This window comes from Streptomyces sp. NPDC053427 (genome assembly GCF_044544985.1).
In the GTDB taxonomy this organism is placed as follows: Bacteria; Actinomycetota; Actinomycetes; order Streptomycetales; family Streptomycetaceae; genus Streptomyces.
This window is the reverse complement of sequence record NZ_JBITYA010000004.1, coordinates 393,505-413,721: the sequence shown is the minus strand read 5'-3', so window position 1 is coordinate 413,721 and position 20,217 is coordinate 393,505. Positions and strand designations below refer to the sequence as shown.

At 72.9% G+C, this 20,217-nt stretch carries 14 protein-coding genes and 1 riboswitch; of the genes, 8 read left to right on the top strand and 6 right to left on the bottom strand.

What is annotated here, in order from left to right; all coding sequences use genetic code 11:
* Nucleotide 1 precedes the first annotated feature (1 nt).
* A complete protein-coding gene (locus ACIGWZ_RS13535) occupies nucleotides 2-1,126 on the top strand; it encodes an alpha/beta hydrolase (RefSeq protein WP_400063935.1) in 1,125 nt (374 codons plus the stop codon).
* Nucleotides 1,127-1,186: 60 nt separating this feature from the next.
* On the opposite strand, the gene ACIGWZ_RS13530 is transcribed toward ACIGWZ_RS13535, so the two are convergent.
* On the bottom strand, nucleotides 1,187-2,251 hold the full coding sequence (locus tag ACIGWZ_RS13530; RefSeq protein WP_400063933.1) for an NlpC/P60 family protein: 1,065 nt from the start codon (nucleotides 2,249-2,251) through the stop codon (nucleotides 1,187-1,189).
* A 233-nt stretch (nucleotides 2,252-2,484) separates the two neighbouring features.
* On the opposite strand from ACIGWZ_RS13530, the gene ACIGWZ_RS13525 reads away from it, so the two are divergent.
* Nucleotides 2,485-2,838, top strand: coding sequence for a hypothetical protein (locus ACIGWZ_RS13525; RefSeq protein WP_400063932.1), 354 nt, complete (start codon nucleotides 2,485-2,487; stop codon nucleotides 2,836-2,838).
* 158 nt (nucleotides 2,839-2,996) lie between these two features.
* On the opposite strand, the gene ACIGWZ_RS13520 is transcribed toward ACIGWZ_RS13525, so the two are convergent.
* Nucleotides 2,997-4,151, bottom strand: a complete 1,155-nt coding sequence (locus ACIGWZ_RS13520) for an NlpC/P60 family protein (protein WP_400063930.1) — start codon at nucleotides 4,149-4,151, stop codon at nucleotides 2,997-2,999.
* Nucleotides 4,152-4,158: 7 nt separating this feature from the next.
* Nucleotides 4,159-4,343: riboswitch (cyclic di-AMP (ydaO/yuaA leader) on the bottom strand.
* Between the two features lie 350 nt (nucleotides 4,344-4,693).
* Here ACIGWZ_RS13520 and pcrA point away from each other — a divergent pair.
* Entirely contained in the window at nucleotides 4,694-7,171 is a 2,478-nt protein-coding gene (pcrA, locus tag ACIGWZ_RS13515; RefSeq protein WP_400063928.1) for a DNA helicase PcrA, read from the top strand.
* 61 nt (nucleotides 7,172-7,232) lie between these two features.
* Here pcrA and ACIGWZ_RS13510 read toward each other — a convergent pair whose 3' ends face one another.
* The gene (locus ACIGWZ_RS13510; protein WP_400063927.1) at nucleotides 7,233-8,936 is read right to left on the bottom strand and encodes a peptidoglycan DD-metalloendopeptidase family protein; all 1,704 of its coding nucleotides are present in this window, start codon (nucleotides 8,934-8,936) and stop codon (nucleotides 7,233-7,235) included.
* Between the two features lie 223 nt (nucleotides 8,937-9,159).
* On the bottom strand, nucleotides 9,160-10,080 hold the full coding sequence (locus tag ACIGWZ_RS13505; protein ID WP_400063925.1) for an esterase/lipase family protein: 921 nt from the start codon (nucleotides 10,078-10,080) through the stop codon (nucleotides 9,160-9,162).
* A 306-nt stretch (nucleotides 10,081-10,386) separates the two neighbouring features.
* Here ACIGWZ_RS13505 and ACIGWZ_RS13500 point away from each other — a divergent pair, with 306 nt between their 5' ends.
* Nucleotides 10,387-10,845, top strand: a complete 459-nt coding sequence (locus tag ACIGWZ_RS13500) for a cobalamin B12-binding domain-containing protein (RefSeq protein WP_400063923.1) — start codon at nucleotides 10,387-10,389, stop codon at nucleotides 10,843-10,845.
* A gap of 77 nt (nucleotides 10,846-10,922) precedes the next feature.
* Here ACIGWZ_RS13500 and ACIGWZ_RS13495 read toward each other — a convergent pair whose 3' ends face one another.
* Nucleotides 10,923-12,590 (bottom strand): DUF5691 domain-containing protein, encoded by a 1,668-nt coding sequence (locus tag ACIGWZ_RS13495; protein ID WP_400063921.1) that lies wholly within the window; start codon nucleotides 12,588-12,590, stop codon nucleotides 10,923-10,925.
* A gap of 142 nt (nucleotides 12,591-12,732) precedes the next feature.
* Entirely contained in the window at nucleotides 12,733-14,094 is a 1,362-nt protein-coding gene (locus ACIGWZ_RS13490) for an SWIM zinc finger family protein (protein WP_400063919.1), read from the bottom strand.
* A 181-nt stretch (nucleotides 14,095-14,275) separates the two neighbouring features.
* Between ACIGWZ_RS13490 and ACIGWZ_RS13485 the strand changes: the two genes are divergently transcribed.
* From ACIGWZ_RS13485 to ACIGWZ_RS13470, 4 genes are all read left to right on the top strand, one after another.
* A complete protein-coding gene (locus ACIGWZ_RS13485; RefSeq protein ID WP_400063917.1) occupies nucleotides 14,276-15,403 on the top strand; it encodes an AAA family ATPase in 1,128 nt (375 codons plus the stop codon).
* The gene (locus tag ACIGWZ_RS13480) at nucleotides 15,400-17,880 is read left to right on the top strand and encodes a DUF5682 family protein (protein ID WP_400063916.1); all 2,481 of its coding nucleotides are present in this window, start codon (nucleotides 15,400-15,402) and stop codon (nucleotides 17,878-17,880) included. Before ACIGWZ_RS13485 ends, ACIGWZ_RS13480 begins: the two co-directional genes overlap by 4 nt.
* 35 nt (nucleotides 17,881-17,915) lie before the next feature.
* Nucleotides 17,916-19,109, top strand: a complete 1,194-nt coding sequence (locus ACIGWZ_RS13475; RefSeq protein ID WP_400064438.1) for a VWA domain-containing protein — start codon at nucleotides 17,916-17,918, stop codon at nucleotides 19,107-19,109.
* A gap of 146 nt (nucleotides 19,110-19,255) precedes the next feature.
* Nucleotides 19,256-20,128: a hypothetical protein gene (locus ACIGWZ_RS13470; protein ID WP_400063914.1), complete on the top strand. Its 873-nt coding sequence runs from the start codon at nucleotides 19,256-19,258 to the stop codon at nucleotides 20,126-20,128.
* The last annotated feature ends 89 nt before the right edge of the window (nucleotides 20,129-20,217 follow it).

Genomic DNA, 20,217 nt, shown 5'->3' with positions numbered 1-20,217 from the left:
GATGAGCCTGACGGGCACGCCCTTCTTCCTCACCTCCCTCGCGCTTCTGACAGTCGCCGTCGTCCTGCCGCTCGCCCTGTGGGGACGGATAGCCGGGCCACCCCCGATACGTGTCCTCGCCCGGCTGCTGATGCTGCTGTTCGCCCAGGTCACCGCCATCACCGTGGTCTTCGTCCTGGTCAACAACGCCAACAACCTCTACGACACCTGGGGTGACCTGCTCGGCACCGACAGCCACATCCAGGCGGCGCAGGACCTCGGCCCGGACGGCATGGGCGGCCGGAAGATCAAGGACGAGCCCAAGCAGATCCAGCAGTTCCGCCCCGCGGACGACGCCAGGATGGGCTCCGGTGTCCAGATGACCGACCTCAAGGGCCGGATCTCGGGCGTCAGCGGCGAGGTCTATGTATGGCTGCCGCCGCAGTACAACGACCCCGCCTACCGGAACAAGAAGTTCCCCGTGGTCGAGCTGCTGCCCGGCTACCCCGGCTCGGCCAAGGCCTGGTACGGAGCGCTGCACGTCGGCGAGCAGCTCCGCCCGCTGATGCAGCGCGGCGAGATCAAGCCGTTCATCCTGGTGTCACCGCGGACGAACATCCTCACCGGCGCCGACACCGGATGCGTCAACATCCCCGGCAAGGTCAACGCCGACAGCTGGCTGACCGTCGACGTACGCCGGATGGTCATCGACAACTTCCGGGCCGGCGGCAAGCCGGACTCCTGGGCGCTGGCGGGCTATTCGGCGGGCGCGCACTGTGCCGCCAAGCTCGCGCTGTCCCACCCGGACCGCTACCGCGCCGCCGTCGCCATGTCCGGCTACAACGACCCGGCGCTGGAGCCCGACTCCCTCGCCGGCAAGGACCCCAAGCTGCGCGTCGAGTCCAACCCGCTGCACATCCTGAAGTCCGCCAACGCCGCCGGACGGCCGCCGCGTACGGCCCTGTTCGTCTCGGGCGCGGCGGGCGACGGCTACCAGGCGGGCATCGGCCTCCAGCAGCTCGCGAAGGCGCCGACGACGGTGACCGTGCAGCAGATCGCGGCCGACGCGGGCGGTCACACGACGGCGGTGTGGCGCACCCAGGTGCCGGAGATCTTCCGGTGGCTGGGCCAGAGGGTCAGGGCCTGAGGGCCGGCGCCCCGGAGGGCCGGCCCCGCACCCGGCAACGCGGGGACGAACACCGACGGCTCAGGCGGGCCGAGTCGCCGCCGCGAACGGCATCTCGTCGATGGGGGCGATACGGACCGGGGCGCCCGGATGCGGGGCGTGGATCATCTTGCCGTCGCCGATGTAGAGGCCCACATGGCTGATCCCGGAATAGAAGAACACCAGGTCTCCGGGGGCGAGCCGGGACCGGTCGATGCGCGGGCCGGAGCCGATCTGGGTGTAGGTCGTGCGGGGCAGCGAGACGCCGCCGGACCTCCAGGCGGCCTGGGTCAGGCCCGAGCAGTCGAATGCGGAGGGGCCGGTCGCGCCCCAGACGTAGGGCTTGCCGAGCGCGGCGTAGGCGAACGAAACGGCGCGTGCGGCACGGGAGTTGGGCGCCTGGGCCCCGTCCTTCGCCGGTGCGGCGGCCGGTGTCGGCTCGGGTGACATCCGCCGCCGCTGCTCGTCCGTCAGCCGGTCCAGCAGCGCCTCGGCGGAGTCCAGTTTCCGTACGATCGTCACGCGCTGCCGCCGCAGTGTGCCCTCGGTGCGCTCCAGCCGCTCCGCGGTGACCTCGGCGCGGTCGCGGACCTGGCGGACGCTGCCGAGCCGGCGCGCATATCCGGCCACCGCGTTCGCCTGGTGGCTGCCCGCGCGCTCCAGGATCGTGGCGCCGTCCAGATAGCGCTGCGGATCGGCGGACATCATCAGCCGTACGGTCGGGTCCACGCCGCCGGAGCGGTACTGGTTCCCGGCCATCGTGCCCAACTCGGCCTTGGCGGCGTTGAGTTTCTGGGTCCGGCGGGCGGCCTCGTCCTGGAGCCGGCTCAGCTCCGCGCGTGCGGTATCGGCCTGTTCCTTGGCGCCGTTGTAGTGCTGCGTCGCCACCTCTGCCTCCTGGTACAGCGCGTCGACCTGGCCCTTGACCTGGGCGGGGGTGGGACGGGGAGCGGCCTGGCCGGTGCCGTTGAAGGCGGTGGCGCCGACGGCGCCGACGAGGGCCAGGATGGTGGCGGCCCTACGGGCGGTGCGGCTGCCACCCAGCGGTGCCAACGTCGCCGGCGGGTGCTGCTCGGTCTTGCGGTGCGACGCCACGGTGGCCGTCACTTCCTTCCGTACGGGCCGCGCTTGCGTCGGCCGCCTGGAGTGAGGACGCTAAACCTGCACGTCACGGCGTTGCGCCCAGTTGGCCGGAATTGGCGGCTTTCGACCGCGAGTGAGGGGCGGGTGAGCGAGTCCCCGCCGCGTAAGGGGCCGGGAGCGGCCTGCCGTGATCGAAGCGGCGATTACGGGCGCCCTGCCTGAAGGCGCGTGCTATGCGACGGATACGATCCCGCACTATGGACGTAGTAACCAATATCTTCGTCGGCCTGCACATCATCGGTATCGCCTCCCTCCTGGGCGGCTTTCTGACCCAGATGAAGGCGATGAGCGCGGGGACCGCCCGCTTTGTGCCGGCCATGCTGCACGGCGCGCTGACGATGCTGGTCACCGGCATCGTGCTGGTCGGGCTGAACCAGGCCCAGGACCACACCGTCAACAACATCAAGATCGGCATCAAGATGGCCGTCCTGGTGGTGATCCTGGCGCTGGTCTACGTCAAGCGGGACGAGGAGAAGGTCGCCAAGCCGCTGTTCGGCGCCGTCGGCGGGCTCACGGTGGCCAACATCTTCATCGCGGTGCTCTGGACCTGAGGTCCGGCACCCGTACATACGGCTCACCGCGCGGTCGTCCCTCGAGAGGACGACCGCGCGGTGGCGTGTGGGGGGTGGTTCGGGGGGCAGCCGTTCCGGTAGGGGCCCGCGAGACCCTTGGTGGCGGCCCGTAAGGGAAGCGGTTCAGGCCCGTCGGTTCAGGCCGGCCGGACGCTCCCGTAGATGGGCATGTAATAGATCGACTCCACCCGGACGTTGGCGCCCGGGTGCGGCGCGTGGATCATCTTGCCGTCGCCTATGTACATGCCTACGTGACTTATGTCGTCGTAGAAGAACACCAGGTCACCGGGCTTGAGGTCGCCGGTCGCGATCCGCTGTCCGACCTTGACCTGGTCCCATGTCGTCCGCGGCAGATCGACCCCGGCCGCCTTCCACGCCGCCTGCGTCAGGCCCGAGCAGTCGTAGGAATTCGGGCCGGTCGCGCCCCAGACGTACGGCTTGCCCATCTGGGAGCGGGCAAAGGCGAGCGCCTTTTCGGCCTTGGTGGAGTACGAGCCGCCGTCGGTCGACCCGCCACCGGTGGAGCCGCCACCGGTCTGGCCGCCCGTCGAGCCGCCGTCGTTCTGGTGCTGTTGGCGCTCCTTCTCGGCCTGCTGCCGCGCCAGCTCCTCGGCCCGGCGCTTGGCGGCCGCCTCCTTCCTGCGCTCCAGCTCCGCCAGCCGCGCCTTCTCCTGGGCGGTCAGCCGGGACAGCAGCTGCCGGGCCTCGGCCAGCTTGTCCTGGACGGACCGCTTGGATTCCTTCAGCGAGGCCTGCGACGCCTGGAGCCGGTCCAGGCTCTCGGTCGCCTTGGCCCGCTGCCGGGCGGCGGCCGCCTGCTCCTCCTGGTAGTCGGTGACCGCCTGCTTCTGCCGGCCGGTCAGCCGCTCCATCAGGTGCGTACGGTCGAAGAAGTCCTGCGGGTCCTTGGCGAGCATCAGCTGCGTCGTGGGGTTCATCCCGCCGGTGCGGTACTGCGCGGAGGCGAAGGTGCCCAGCTCGCGCCGGGACTCGTTCATCTTTTCCGCGCGCTTGGCGGCGGCGTCGAGCAGATGATTGACCGTGGCGCGCTGCCGCTCGGCGCCCTCCTTGGCGGCGTTGTACTTCTGGGTGGCCACCTCGGCCTGGTGGTAGAGCCCGTCGACCTTCTGCTTGACCTCTTCGATGGTGGGCTTGGGTGCCCTGGGGGCGGCCTCGGCGGACTGCGAGAGCAGGGTGACCGAGGCGAGGGCGGCGGTGGTGAGCCCGGCCGCCGTGCGGCGGCTCCCGGGCGAGGTGAGAACGCGGGTGCGCGGCTTGCGATGCGACGCCAAGGCCGGCGACTCCTTCCGTGGACCGCCTACCGGGTTAGCTGTCGGGTTCGGGCGGTGTCGCTGACGGAAGGCTTGCCCTACGGTCGATACGTCCGCCGCTGGCGGCCGCACCGGCCGATTCACCCCGGTGGTGCTGGTGGGTCCCCGGCTCCGGGTGCCTGGGGGCAGGGCCGGACTCGGCGGAGGCGGCCCGTGCAGACACTGTCGTCCGCGGGGATGCGGGCAGCCCGAGCAGGCACGGTAGCCAACTGGTGTGGCTCCTGTGAAGGCTGATGTTCGATATGCCCGAAACCTTTTCGTGATCTGATTGCGATCCCATGGTTGCGAGCCCGCCGATGGGAGCCGCCGATGCGAGCTACCGATGCGATCCAGGGACGCGGCCCAGGGAAGCGATCCAGGGACGGGGTCCAGGGACGGGGTCAGAGAGGTGGCCCAAAGGTGCACCCCAAAGGCGCGCCCAAAGGACGCGGGCCGGCGTCCGTGGGCCGGATCTGTGGAGGCGGCGGCGGGCTGTCGGTGCGGCGGCCTAGACTCGGTGGGCGATGAGCAGCCTCTTTGACGACAGCTTCCTGGCGGACCTCGGCCCCAAGGGCGAGGACGAACACCCTCCGCCCCCCGAGGACGAGCACGGCCCGGCCCCGGAGGAGATCCCTGCCGACCTCTTCGGCGGCAGATTCGACGCGCCGGTGCACCAGGAGGCGTACTACCGCGACGGCGCCGCCCGCCCCGTGGTGGACGCGGCCGCGCTGCTCGAAGGCCTCAACGACGAGCAGAAGGCCGCCGTGGTCCACCACGGCAGCCCGCTGCTGATCGTCGCCGGCGCCGGTTCCGGCAAGACCCGGGTGCTCACCCACCGCATCGCGCATCTGCTCGCCGAGCGCCATGTCCACCCCGGCCAGATCCTCGCGATCACGTTCACGAACAAGGCCGCGGGCGAGATGAAGGAGCGCGTGGAGGACCTGGTCGGCCCGCGCGCCAACGCCATGTGGGTCTCCACCTTCCACAGCGCCTGCGTCCGCATCCTGCGCCGGGAGAGCAAGAAGCTCGGCTTCACCTCGTCCTTCTCGATCTACGACGCCGCCGACTCCAAGCGCCTGATGGCCCTGGTCTGCCGCGATCTGGATCTGGACCCCAAGCGCTTCCCGCCCAAGTCCTTCAGCGCCAAGATCTCCAACCTCAAGAACGAGCTCATCGACGAGGAGACCTTCGCCGGGACGGCCGCCGACGGGTTCGAGAAGACGCTGGCCGAGGCGTATGCGATGTACCAGTCGCGGCTGCGCGAGGCCAACGCCCTGGACTTCGACGACATCATCATGACGACGGTCAACCTGCTCCAGGCCTTCCCGGATGTCGCGGAGCACTACCGCCGCCGCTTCCGTCATGTCCTCGTCGACGAGTACCAGGACACCAACCACGCCCAGTACACCCTCGTCCGCGAGCTGGTCGGCCCCGGCACCGACGAGATGCCCGCCGCCGAGCTGTGCGTCGTCGGTGACGCCGACCAGTCGATCTACGCCTTCCGCGGCGCCACGATCCGCAACATCCTCCAGTTCGAGGAGGACTACCCGGACGCGACCACGATCCTGCTGGAGCAGAACTACCGCTCGTCGCAGACGATCCTGTCGGCCGCCAACGCCGTCATCGAGCGCAACGAGAACCGTCGCCCCAAGAACCTCTGGACGGACGCCGGCGCCGGCCCCAAGATCACCGGCTATGTCGCGGACACCGAGCACGACGAGGCGCAGTTCGTCGCCGACGAGATCGACCGGCTGACGGACGCGGGCGACGCCAAGGCCGGCGATGTCGCCGTCTTCTACCGCACCAACGCCCAGTCCCGTGTCTTCGAAGAGATCTTCATCCGGGTCGGGCTGCCCTACAAGGTCGTCGGCGGGGTGCGCTTCTACGAGCGCAAGGAGGTCCGCGACGTCCTCGCGTATCTGCGGGTGCTCGCCAACCCCGAGGACACCGTCCCGCTCCGCCGCATCCTGAACGTCCCCAAGCGCGGCATCGGCGAACGCGCCGAGGCCATGATCGACGCCCTGTCCTCCCGCGAGAAGATCACCTTCCCGCAGGCGCTGCGCCGCGTCGACGAGGCGTACGGCATGGCCGCCCGCTCCACCAACGCCGTCAAGCGCTTCAACGTCCTCATGGAGGAGCTGCGCACGATCGTGGAGTCCGGCGCCGGGCCCGCCACGGTCCTGGAGGCCGTCCTGGAGCGTACGGGCTATCTCGCCGAGCTCCAGTCCTCCACCGACCCCCAGGACGAGACCCGGATCGAGAACCTCCAGGAACTCGCCTCGGTGGCCCTGGAGTTCGAGCAGGAACGGGGTGAGGACAACCCCGGCACGCTCTCCGACTTCCTGGAGCAGGTCGCGCTGGTCGCCGACTCCGACCAGATCCCCGACGAGGACGAGGACGGCAGCGGCGTCATCACGCTCATGACCCTGCACACCGCCAAGGGCCTGGAATTCCCGACCGTCTTCCTCACCGGCCTGGAGGACGGCGTCTTCCCGCACATGCGCTCCCTGGGCCAGAGCAAGGAGCTGGAGGAGGAGCGCCGGCTCGCCTATGTGGGCATCACGCGCGCCCGCGAGCGGCTCTATGTCACCCGCTCGACGATGCGCAGCGCCTGGGGCCAGCCCTCGTACAACCCGCCCTCGCGGTTCCTGGAGGAGATCCCGGGCGACTACGTCGAGTGGCGGCGCACGGGTCCCGCCACGCCGTCCGCCTCGATGGGCGGGCTGTCGTCGCGCGGTGGCGGGGGAGGCCTCGGCGGGGGCATCGGGTCCTCGCTGTCGTCGTCGCGCGCCAAGGGGCCGAGCGGGTTCGCCACGCGCCGCGGCACGGAACGGCAGGTGGCCTCGCTGGCCGTCGGCGACCGCGTCACGCACGACAGCTTCGGCCTGGGCACGGTCGTCGGGGTCAAGGGCAGCGGCGACAACGCCGAGGCGACCATCGACTTCGGCGGCGAGAAGCCGAAGCGGCTGCTGCTGCGGTACGCGCCGGTCGAGAAGCTGTAGCGGCTCGGCGGCTCGGCGGCTCGGCGGCGCCGAGCCGCCGCCGACGGGGGGCGGGCGGCGGTCAGTCCGGGTCGAGGCCGTGGCTTTGCAGCCAGGGGAGCGGGTCTATCGCCGAGTCGCCACCGGGGCGTACCTCGAAGTGCAGATGCGGGCCGGTGGAGTTGCCGGAGTTGCCCGAATAGGCGATCTGGTCGCCCGCCTTGACCGACCCGGAACGGATCTTGGTGCTGCTCAGGTGGCAGTACCAGGTCTCCGTGCCGTCGGGCGCCGTCACGATCGCCATGTTGCCGTAGGCCGAGTTCCACTGGGTGCGGACGGTGCCGTCGGTGGCAGCCATGACGGGGGTGCCGTAGCTGACCGGGAAGTCGATCCCGGTGTGTACGGACATCCAGTTCACGCCGGCTTGGCCGAAGAGCGCGCTCAGCCCGTGCTGGGTGACCGGCAGCACGAACTTGGGCCGCAGGGCCTCCTTGCGGGCCGCCTCCTCCGCCGCCTTCTTCTTGGCGAGGGCCTGGCGCTCCTTGAGGTCGATCCGCTCCTGGGTGCGGTTGGCGCGGTCGCCGAAGTCCCGGGCGTCCGCGCTGAGTCCGGCGAGCTGGCTGTCGAGCTTCTTGTTGGCCGCGGAGGCCTTGACCGACCCGGGGTCCCCCATGGCCTGGGCGGGCTTGTCGTCCTTCTTGTCGTCCCCGACGAAGCCGGTGACGGAGGCGGCCGCGGCCGCGCACACCCCCATGGCGGCGACCGAGGGCACGGCGACGGTCAGCAGCGCCGAGCGCTTGGCGGTACGGCGGCGGCCCCGCCCGCGCACGGCCTTCCCCGCGGCCGGTCCGACCACCCGCCGCGCGGCGGGCGCCGCGGCGGTGACCGGCATGGCCTGGGTCATCGCCTCGGCCACGGAGGCGGCGTCGGGGGCATCGGGAACCGGCTGGTGGGCGTCGTCGGGCGCCTCTGCCGGAGCCGGGATCGCGGCCTCGAACGGCATCGTTTCGTACGCCGAGGGGCCGGGCTGCGCCGGGATGTCGGCGATCAGGTCCCGGTCGGCCGTGGGCCAGATCGCGGTGGCCTCGAAGCTTTCGGTGGCGTGATCATCGGTCTCATGGCCGGCGGTGTCATGGCCGACGGTGGCGTAACTGCCGGTGTCATAACCGGCGGTGTCGTAACCGCCCGAGTGGTACGTGCCGGTGCCGTAGGCGAGTTGCTCGTACTGCGGGTGCTGCCCGTACTGGTCGTATTCCGGGTACTGCTGCTCGTACTGCTGGTACGGCTCGTGCCCGGCGTTCTCGTATGCGGTGTGGGCGTACGGGTCGTAGCCGTCCTGGGCGCCGGTGTCGTAGCCGCCGCTGGCGTGGCCGTCCGCGGTGTAGGTGCCGGTCGTCGCGTAGCTGCCGGTGTCGTAGGCGACGGCGCCGTAGGTGCCCGTGTCGAAGCCGGTGGTGTCGTACTGGCCCGTCTCGTAGGCGCCGGTGTCGTAGGCGGTCGAGCTGTACGGGCCGCCGGTGTACGCGCCGGTGTCATAGGAGACGGTGCCGTACGCGCCGGTGTCGTAGGAGCCCGTCCCGTAGGCGCTGGTGTCGTATGTGGCCGTCGTGCCCGCGTCGTATGCGCCCGTGTCATGACCGCCGACGTCGTACCGGCCCGTTTCGTACGAGCCCGGGAGCGAGCCGAAGAGAGGGTCGCCGTCGCCGTACTCGCCGTAGCCGGACGCGGAGTGCTGCTGCCCGTAAGAGTCATAGGCCGGGTAGCCCGATGGGTGACGGTCGTTCACCAACTTCTCTTTCGCCTCGGCAGCAGGAGAATTAGCGGCGACTGTACCCGGCGGTACGTGACGGCGACAATCTTCTACAGGTTTCCGACTCGACGAGAACGGGCATTTGGCCGCCTTTCGGGAGCCCGTATGCGAGTTCTTGGCGCCTCGTTCGAGGCTTGTTCGAAGAAACGTCAAGATCCAGTCGCTGACACGGACGGTTGAGGCGATCCCGGCGATGCATTCAGGCCACCGAAATGGCGTTTTCTGTGCCCTCCGCGCCCGGCGTCGACGTCAACGCCTCGCGTATTCCGGCCGCTACGGTGCCGTTGACCGGTAGCGCGAGATGTCCGACACCGGAGACATGCACGTTGTGTGCGAGCAAATCAGGGTGATCGATTCGGGCCGTCCGGGCCGGCACCATCACCTGGTCCGCATCGCTCCAGAAAGCGATGAACCGCGTCCGGCAATTCGGTGCGGGAAGCGACAACTCCGCTATCACCTCCGAATTCGGCCGCATCTGGCGGACGATCGGGTGCGCCGACATCAGGGGCGCGACGCGGGTGCCGGAGTGCGGGGTGCCGAGGGTGATCACCGTGCGGACGCGGGCGTCGCCGCCGAGGCGCTGGACGTAATAACGGGCGATGAGCCCGCCGAGGCTGTGCCCCACGATGTCCACCCGGCGGTGGCCGGTCCGGGCGCACACCCCCTCCACATGGCGGCCGAGGAGCTCGGCGGCCTTGCGGATATCGCAGGTCAGCGGGGAGTAGTTGAGCGCGTCGAGATGGCGCCAGCCGTGCCGGCGCAGCGCGCGGCGCAGCAGGACGAACACCGAGCGGTTGTCGATGAAGCCGTGGAGGAGGAGGACCGGCGGGTGCGCGCGGCCCTCGGTCGGCAGCAGGGAGGGGGCTCCCCCGCCCTCGGCTCTTTCCCCCCTCTCGACTGCGCTCGAGCGGGGGGACCCCCACGCGCGGGAGGCGTCCCCGTCGTCGGACGTGGCGGAAGCGGGAGGCGCGATGTGCTGCTCCTGGGAGATGCCGGTGGGGTAGAGGAGCAGATGGCCGGCGAGGACCACCAGTTCCACGGCGGTGCTGCGGAGGAAGGGGGGAAAGGAGGAGAAACAGGAGAGGCAGGCGGGGAGCGGCGTGCGAAGAGGGGCCTGCATTGTCGACCTCCCGGAGGGCATGCGGGAGGCACGCTCAACGGCATGGTCGTGGCCCGGCTGCGGCTTCCCTTGCGCCCGCCCCCGTGTGCACTGCGCCGTCCCGTGGCTGTGCGACACACGGGACGCGGCGCGTGGCGAATGTGTCCCATGTGTGATTTCCCCCTCGCCGGATGTCACGAAACGGCTGGGTACGGGATGCTGGAGATAACGTTCGTTCACGCTCGTGGCCGCCGATCGTGGCCGCGCGATCGATTGTCGGCTCGGCGGCACCGCCCAACGCGTGCCGTACTTGGCTTGGAGGCAGTGATGAGTGTGGCTCGGCACGACGGAGCGCAAGCGCAGAGCCAGGGAGCGGCGGGCAGGCCGGGGCCGATCCGGGTCGTGGTGGCCAAGCCCGGACTGGACGGTCACGACCGGGGCGCCAAGGTGATCGCGCGGGCGCTGCGCGACGCCGGCATGGAGGTCATCTACACCGGGCTGCACCAGACCCCGGAGCAGATCGTCGACACCGCCATCCAGGAGGACGCCGACGCGATCGGGCTGTCGATCCTCTCCGGCGCGCACAACACGCTGTTCGCGAAGGTCATCGCCCTCTTGGAAGAGCGGGACGCCGCGGACATCAAGGTCTTCGGCGGCGGCATCATCCCGGAGGCGGACATCGCCCCGCTCAAGGCGCAGGGCGTCGCGGAGATCTTCACGCCGGGCGCCACGACCACCTCCATCGTGGAGTGGGTCAACGCGAACGTGCGGTCGTCGGCGCTCTGAGCCGACGCCCGGGCCGGTGGCGAGCGGTCGGCGTACGGGGCCCGCGCGATGACGTGGGCCCCGGGAGCGGCGGGCGGTCATGACGCGGCCGGGGCGGGCTCGCCGGACCCGACGGGCGGGGCGGCGGGGCCGGTGAGTTCGGCGTGCATGGTGGCGCGCAGGCGCAGCGTGCCGACCAGGCGTTGGAAGGCCTCGGACCAGTAGCCGCCGGAGCCCGGGGAGGCGCCTTCCGGCTCGTCCGTCACGGCGGTGAGCATGTCGAGACGGTCCGCGGCGGCCGGGTCCAGACAGCGTTCGGCCAGCCCCATCACCCCGCTGAAGCTCCAGGGATAGCTGCCCGCGTCCCGGGCGATGTCCAGCGCGTCCACGACCGACCGGCCCAGCGGCTCGGACCACGGAACCGCGCAGACGCCCAGCATCCGGAAGGCGTCCGAGAGGCCGTGCGCGGCGATGAACTCCGCCACCCACCCGGCGCGTTCGTCCTCGGGCAGCACGGTCAGCAGCTTGGCCAGGTCGCGCGACGAACCGGCCGGGGCCACGTCGGTGGTCCGGGCCGGGGCGGCGGGCGCGCCCAGCAGCGCCCGCGCCCAGTCGGCGTCCCGCTGCCGCACGGCGGCGCGGCACCAGGCGTCGTGCAGCTCCGTCCGCCAGTCGTCGGCCACCGGCAGCGCGACGATCTCCGCCGGGCCCCGGCCGTCGAACCGCTCGCGCCAGCTGTCCAGGGGGGCCGCCTCCAGCAACTGGCCCAGCCACCAGGCGCCCTGGCCCCGCCCGGAGGGCGGCTTGAGCGCCACGCCGTCCCGCTGCATCCCCGCATCGCACTCCTGGGGCGGCTCGACGGTGATCACCGGGCCGGACGCCGGGTCGGCCAGGCCGATATGGGCACGGGCGCGCTCCGCCATCCGGCCGGCCAGCGCGGAGCCGGGCAGCGCGGAGAGCAGCTCCGCGGCCGTGCCACGGACATTGCGGCTGCGGTCGGACAGCGCCTGTTCCAGGAACGGCTCATCGGTCGTGGACAGGCCCTCGCGCAGTACGTCGAGGAACATCAGGCGGTCCTCGGCGCGCTCGGTGGTCCAGGTGCCGCCGAGCAGTTCCAGACCGGCGGCCGGGTCGCGGCGGCGCAGCGCCGTCAGCAGCGTGACCCGCTCGGCGAACAGGCCCTCCTCCCACAGGCGCCGTACGCCGTCGGGGTCACCGGCGCCGGGCACGGCCGACGGGCCTCCGGTGCCGCGCAGCGCGAACTTCCAGTCGTCGTTCAGCCGGGCCAGCCACAGCGCGCGCGGGCCCGCCAGGGCGAGCGCCGCGGGCCGCAGGTCCGTACGGGCGCGAGCGGCGTCCAACAGCGCGGGCAGCAGCGCACCGGGGGCGCGATAGCCGTACTCCTGGGCGGCGGCGAGCCACTGGGGCAGCAGCTCGGTGAGGTCGGGGGCGATGCCGCGGCGACTGCCGCCGCCGGTGTCGCCGCGGTCGGCGAGCAGCAGGGACAGCCGGCGCCGCGCGGCGGGCGGCAGCGGGGGCCGCGGGTCGGCCGGGGCCGGGGCGGGCCGCTCACCGGCCAGGGCCGGGCGCAGCGCGGCGCGGCGGCGGACCGTGCTCACGGCGGCCGCGTCCAGCAGCGCCGCCGCCGCGCTCCGCCCGGCCCGCAGCGGCACCGGTGGCGTGCGCCGCTCCGTGCCGAGCAGGGCGGCGCTCACCAGGTCCTCCCAGGCCGCGGTGGTCGTGGTCTTCGGCGATGTGCTCGTCATGGGGTCCCTCCAGGTGTCGGGCGGCGGTGTACGGGGGCGTCGGCGGCTCTCTCGTTCTCGGTGGCTCGCCCGCTCTCGACCGCGTTCGAGCGGGGGGACCTCCCTGCGCGGGAGGTACGCCCACCCGCGGCCGGCCGGCGGGTCACAGGGACACCGGGGCGGGGTCCCAGGCGGTCAGCGGCAGGAATCCGCGGTGGCCGCATTCGCCGAAGACCGTGAGGGGCGCGCCGCCCGATATGGCGGCCAGCTGCCACAGGCCCGTACGGCCCAGACATCGCGGGTCGAGCGGGAGCGCCGACTCCCCGTCCGCGTCGGCCAGTTGCCAGCCCGCGCCGTCCCGGGCCGGGACCGGGGCGACATCGGCGAGCACCACCGGCCAGGAGTCCAGCCAGGGGTCGTCGCGCAGCGCATCGCCGTACGCGGCCAGGGCGGCGTCGATACCGCAGCCGGGCGGCACCGGGCCGGGGGACGCCGGGGCGTGCCGCTCGCCCAGGGCGGCGCGCAGCGGGCGGGCGCCCGGGTAGTAGGCCAGGTCCGCGTCGAGCACCAGGCCGGGCGGCAGGGCCAGGTCCAGGGGACGGCCCGAGCCGCCGAAGGACAGATGCAGCGCCATCCGGCCGGTCCGCTCGCCGCGGAGGAAGATCCTGCGGGTGGTCAACTTGCCGTCATCGCTGTCCTGTTGGGCCAGCACCAGCCAGCGGTCCCGGACCGTCGCCGCATCGGAGCCGGTCAGCAGATCACCGGCCTCCGTCGTCAGCCCGACCCGCGAGCGCACCGTCGCGGCGAGCGGGGCCGGCAGCCGCTCCTGACCCAGGAAGCCCTGGTCGAGGAGATGGAGCAGCGCACACTCCTCCAGCAGCCGGGCAGGCCAGTCCGTCCCGGAGGCCACGACCGACCCCAACTCCCGCACCCGCGCGGCAAGCCCGGGCGCCTGGGCGTCGACCATGCGCGCGGCCGTCTCGTCCCAGGAGCCTCCGCCGCCCGCGCCCTCGGCCGCGGCCAGGCCCGTGCGCAGCAGATCCTCCAGGCGCTGCTCCAGCTCCGTCGCGCCGGCGCCGATCCGCTGCAACCGGCGCTCCGCCCGCCGCTTGGCGGCCTCCGGGTCGGCGGGCGCCCGCGACGCGCCGCCGCCCGACGGCGCGCCCGCGGCTTGCTCCGCCTTCGCCCGGCGCCCGGCCAGCCACTCGCCCGCCCACTGCGGCGGCTCCCCGCCCGGAACGGCGGCCTGCTCGCCCGCCCAGAGCAGCAGCAGCCCCAGCGCGTGCTTGCACGGGAACTTACGGCTCGGGCAACTGCACTTGAAGGCGGGCCCTTCGATGTCGACGACGGCTTGGTACGGCTTCTTGCCGCTGCCCTTGCACAGCCCCCACACCGCGCCCCGGTCCGCGCCCGTCTCCGACCACGGGCCGGGCGAGGCGAGCTTGCCGCCCGCCTTGCGTGAGGCATCGTCAGGCGCCAGCGCGAGCACCTGATCCGTCGTCCAGCGTTCCCCCTGCGGATTCATGTCTCCGACGCTACGACCCGCCACTGACAACGGCCGGTGCGCGCGACGAAGTAGCAGGTCAGGGGCGGATTTCGGGCCGTTGTCAGTGGTGTGGTGCAGGCTTGATCCCAGCAAGCGGCCGGCGGATTTCGCGGCGCCGGCCGGGCACCTTGCGACGAGTCTTCTGCGACGAGGGGGAGCCATGTCGGCCACGTCAGCCAGGTCCGAGAACGACACCACGACAGCGAACGACGAAGCGCTGCGGCCGCACGCGGAGGACACCTTCGCGCACGAACTGAAGGCCCTCGCCGCGGCCGACGACCGGCCGCGGCCGGAGCGCTGGAAGCTCTCGCCGTGGGCGGTCGCCACCTACCTGCTCGGCGGCACGCTCACCGACGGCACGGTCATCACACCCAAATACGTCGGCCCGCGGCGGATCGTCGAGGTCGCCGTGACCACCCTCGCCACGGACCGCGCGCTGCTGCTGCTCGGCGTGCCCGGCACGGCCAAGACCTGGGTGTCCGAGCATCTGGCGGCCGCCGTCAGCGGCGATTCCACCCTGCTGGTGCAGGGCACGGCCGGGACCCCCGAAGAGGCCATCCGCTACGGCTGGAACTACGCCCAACTGCTCGCCAACGGCCCCAGCCGCGAGGCGCTGGTGCCCAGCCCGGTGATGCGGGCGATGGCGCAGGGCATGACCGCACGGGTCGAGGAGCTGACCCGCATCCCGGCCGACGTCCAGGACACCCTCATCACCGTCCTGTCGGAAAAGACCCTGCCCATCCCGGAGTTGGGGCAGGAGGTGCAGGCCGTCCGCGGCTTCAACCTGATCGCCACCGCCAACGACCGCGACCGCGGCGTCAACGACCTCTCCAGCGCGCTGCGCCGCCGCTTCAACACCGTGGTGCTGCCGCTGCCCGCGACACCGGACGAAGAGGTGGACATCGTCTCGCGGCGGGTCGAGCAGATAGGGCGTTCGCTGGATCTGCCGGCCGCGCCGGAAGGCACGGACGAGATCCGCCGCGTCGTCACGGTCTTCCGCGAACTGCGCAACGGCATCACCGCCGACGGCCGGACCAAGGTCAAGTCGCCCTCCGGCACGCTCTCCACGGCCGAGGCCATCTCGGTGGTGACCAACGGCCTGGCGCTGGCCGCGCACTTCGGGGACGGCGTGCTGCGCCCCGGGGACGTGGCCGCCGGCATCCTGGGCGCGGTCGTCCGCGATCCGGCCGCGGACCGCGTCGTATGGCAGGAGTATCTGGAGGCCGTGGTGCGCGAGCGCGACGGCTGGAAGGACTTCTACCGCGCCTGCCGCGAGGTGAGCGCATGACCACCCGGAGCGGGACCGGGCCGGTGCTGCTCGGGGTGCGGCACCACGGCCCCGGGTCGGCGCGGGCCGTGCGGGCCGCCTTGGAGCAGGCCGCGCCCGGCGCCGTGCTGATCGAGGGCCCGCCCGAGGCGGACGAGCTGGTGCAGCTGGCCCTGCACAAGGACATGCGCCCGCCGGTCGCGCTGCTCGCCCACGCACTGGACGACCCCGGCCGCGCGGCGTTCTGGCCGCTGGCGGAGTTCTCCCCGGAGTGGGTGGCGCTGCGCTGGGCACTGGAGCGCGATGTCCCGGTCCGGTTCATCGATCTGCCCGCGGCGCACTCCCTGGCCATGACGGCGGAGGCGGAGGCCAAGGACAGAGCCGAGGAGCGGGCCGAGGACAGAGCCGAGGAGCGGGCCGAGGCGGAGAAGGCCGCGACGGCGGGGGCGCCCGGCCGGGAACCGGCGGACGGCGCCGAGGGCAGCCCCGGCGAGGCCGGCGCCCCCGACGTCCGGATCGACCCCATCGGCGTCCTGGCCGAGACCGCCGGCTACGACGATGCCGAGCGCTGGTGGGAGGACGTGATCGAGCACCGCGGCGCGGCGCGCGGGCCGGGCACCGACGCGCTGGCGCCGTTCGCGGCGCTGGCCGAGGCGATGGGCGCGCTGCGCGAGACGTACGGGGACATCGGAGACGACCCGGTGCGCGAGGCCCATATGCGCCTCCGACTGCGCGAGGCGCGACGGGAGTTCGGTGACGACATCGCCGTGGTGTGCGGCGCCTGGCACGTCCCGGCGCTCGCCCGCCGCAGCACCGTGACCGCCGACCGCCAACTGCTCAAGGGCCTGCCCAAGGTGAAGGCCGCGGTGACCTGGGTGCCCTGGACCCACCGCCGCCTCTCCCGGCGCAGCGGCTACGGCGCCGGCATCGCCTCGCCCGGCTGGTACGGCCATCTCTTCGCCTCCCCCGACCGCCCCCTCGCACGCTGGATGACCAAGGTCGCCGGGGTGCTGCGGGATGAGGACTACGCCGTCTCGTCGGCGCACGTCATCGAGGCGGTGCGGCTCGCCGAGGGGCTGGCCACGGTGCGCGGCCGCCCGCTGGCCGGGCTCGCGGAGGCCGATGACGCGATCCGGGCCGTCATGGGCGACGGCTCCGACGCCCCCTCCTCGCTGATCCACGACCGGCTGGTGGTCGGGGACGTCCTGGGCGAGGTGCCCGAAGACGCCCCCGCGGTGCCGTTGCAGCGGGACCTCGCCCGCAACCAGCGGACGCTGCGGCTGAAGCCGGAGGCCCTGGAGCGGGAGCTGGAGCTGGACCTGCGCAAGGACACCGACGCCGGGCGGAGCAGGCTGCTGCACCGGCTGCGGCTGCTCGGCATCCCCTGGGGCGAGCCCACCCGCTCCCGCGGCAGCACCGGCACCTTCCGGGAGACCTGGCTGCTGCGCTGGGAGCCCGAGCTGTCCGTACGGGTCGCCGAGGCCGGAATCTGGGGCACCACCGTGGTGTCCGCCGCCACCGCCAAGGCCGCCTCGGAGGCGGTCGACGCGGCCTCGGTCGCCGAGGTGACGGCGCTCGCCGAGCGCTGTCTTCTCGCCGAACTCCCCGACGCCCTGCCCGTGGTGATGCGGGCGCTGTCGGACCGCGCGGCGCTGGACGCGGACGTGGGCCATCTCGCCCAGGCGCTGCCCGCCCTCGTACGGTCCGTGCGGTACGGCGATGTGCGCGGCACGGACGGCGCGGCGCTGCGCGAGGTGGCGCTGGGCCTGGCCGAGCGGGTCTTCGTCGGACTACCGCCGGCCTGCGCCGGCCTGGACGACGACGGCGCCGCGGAAATGCGCGGCCATCTCGACGCCACCCACCAGGCCGTCGGTCTCCTCGGCCAGCTCGAGGGCGACGCCCGGCCGGCGGGCGGGACGGCGGACCTGCGGGCGCGGTGGGCCGGGGTGCTGCGGGCGGTCAGCGGACGGGACGCCACGGCCGGGCTGATCAGGGGGCGCGCGACCCGGCTCCTCCTGGACGACGGTCAGTTGGGCGACGAGGGAGCGGAGCGGCTGATGGGCCTCGCCCTCTCGCCGGGCACCCCGCCCGCCGACGCCGCCGGATGGATCGAGGGGTTCGTCGGCGGCGGGGACGGCGGCATGCTGCTGGTCCACGACGAACGACTGCTGGCGCTGGTCGACGGCTGGCTGACGAGCGTCCCGGACGCCGCGTTCACGGACGTGCTGCCGCTGCTGCGCCGGACCTTCGCCGCATACGACTCCGGCGTGCGGCGCACCCTCGGCGAGCTGGTCCGGCGCGGGTCCGCGGCTTCTCTCCGCGACCCGGCCGCCGCCGGGGGAGCCCCGGCCACCGGCTTCGGCCCGGGCCTGGACCGCGACCGGGCCGCGGCCGTACTGCCCACCCTGCGCCTGCTGCTGGGGATCGACCAGGACGGCGACCGGCCCCGTCCCACCACCCGACGACCGGACATCGACCTCACGGGGGTACGGACATGACCGCCACGACGACCGACCCCGCGACAACCGATCCCATGGCGGCCGACCCCGCGGCGGCCGACCCCGCCGCGGCCGATGCCGAGCGGCTGCGCCGCTGGCGGCTGGTGCTCGGGGGCGACGGCGCGGACGGCACCGGATGCGAGCTACGGGGCCGGGACGCCGCGATGGACGGGGCGCTCGCCTCGCTCTACGGCCAGGGCAAGAGCGGCAAGGGTGCCGAGAGCGGGCGCCGTTCGGCCGGGCTCGGCGCCTCGGCGCCCTCCGTGGCGCGCTGGCTCGGCGACATCCGCACCTACTTCCCGTCCTCCGTGGTGCAGGTGATGCAGCGCGACGCCATCGACCGGCTGGGGCTGAACTCCCTGCTGCTGGAGCCGGAGATGCTGGAGGCCGTGGAGGCGGACGTGCATCTGGTGGGCACCCTGCTCTCGCTCAACAAGGTGATGCCGGAGACCACCAAGGAGACCGCCCGGACCGTCGTCCGCAAGGTCGTCGAGCAGCTGGAGAAGCGCCTGGCGACCCGCACCCGCGCCACCCTCACCGGTGCGCTGGACCGCTCCGCGCGCATCAACCGGCCCCGGCACCGCGACATCGACTGGGACCGCACGATCCGGGCGAACCTCAAGAACTACCTCCCCGAGTACCGCACGATCGTCCCCGAGCGGCTGATCGGCTACGGCCGGGCCGCCCAGTCGGTGAAGAAGGAAGTGGTGCTCTGCATCGACCAGTCCGGCTCGATGGCCGCCTCGGTCGTCTATGCCTCGGTGTTCGGCGCGGTGCTGGCCTCGATGCGGGCCATCGACACCCGGCTGGTGGTCTTCGACACCTCGGTCGTCGATCTGACGGACCAGATCGACGACCCGGTCGATGTCCTCTTCGGCACCCAGCTCGGCGGCGGCACGGACATCAACCGCGCCCTCGCCTACTGCCAGTCCCGCATCACCCGCCCCGCCGAGACCGTCGTCGTCCTGATCAGCGACCTCTACGAGGGCGGCATCCGCAACGAGATGCTCAAGCGGGTCGCCGCGATGAAGGCGGCCGGGGTGCAGTTCGTGACGCTGCTCGCCCTCTCCGACGAGGGCGCGCCCGCCTACGACCGTGAGCACGCCGCGGCGCTCGCGGCCCTGGGGGCCCCGGCGTTCGCCTGCACACCGGACCTCTTCCCGGACGTGATGGCGGCCGCCATCGAAAAACGGCCGCTGCCCATACCGGACATGGCGGAGCAACGGTGACAGGACCGCCGGCCGGACTTGCCAGAGGCCTGGCAGGTCGTGCAAGGATCAGGCCATCGCTCGATCGCCCGCGACGAGAGTGACACCAAAGCCGTGTGCCTGCGCACGCGGCCGGCTGTCCCCGTCCGTATGGGAAGGTCCCCTCCTTGTCCGCTGTGCTCACCCTGCCTGCCGCCGTGCGCCTGCCGCGCACGGTGGCCGCGCGGCGTGCGCTGGTGGCGGGGCTCTTCCTGGTGGCCTTCGTCGCCCTCGGCTTCGCCTTCGGTCCCGGCGCACACGCCGACGGCCGTACGGGCACCCAGGCCCTGACCGGGGCGTCGTCCCCGGCCACGGCCCCGGCCGAGGCGTCCACCGGGGACGGAGTGACGGACCGGGCCGCCCAGGCGGACCGGCTGTCCGGCTCGGGGGCCGCTTTCCATCGGCAGGGCAAGGCGGCCGGCGCGAAGCTGACCCAGGACACGGACACCGCTTCGGCGGCCGTCGTCCGGGCCGTACGGCCCGCCGCCGAGCGGACCGCCCGGGTCACGGACCCGATCACCCGGCAGGCGACCGATGCCGTACGGGAGATCGGTACGACCGTCGGCGCCACGCTGCCCGTACGGCTCCCCTCCGGTGAGCACGCGGGACGGCCCGGCGACGGCGCCGCTCCCGCGCACGGCGGGGCGTCGAACGGCGGGCAGCCGGCCGGTCCGGCCGTCGGTCCGGCCGATGCCGCCTCCGCCACGCTGCACCCGGCGCACTGCACCGACGGCCCGCGTACGGCCGTCCAGCACCCCCGGCCCGCCCTGCACCAGCAGCGGGACCAGGGACACCACGGCCTGCCGGGACAGTTCCCGCAGGGCCCGGTGGCGCCCGCCCCGCACTCCGCGGGTGACGGCCACGGTCCCCGTGGCGGGGACCTGCACGCCGCCGCCCCGGCGGATCCCACGCGCTTCCGGCTGCTGCCCGGTGGCGTCCGCACCGCCGACGGCGCTCCGACGCGTCGGCGTGCCGAAGACATCCTCGAATTCCCCGGCTAGGGCAGACCGCTCCGCGTCTGAACCACCGACCTGCCGCGCGGGGGCGGGACAGGTCTGCCCAACACCCCTGAATTCGAAGGACTTCACCA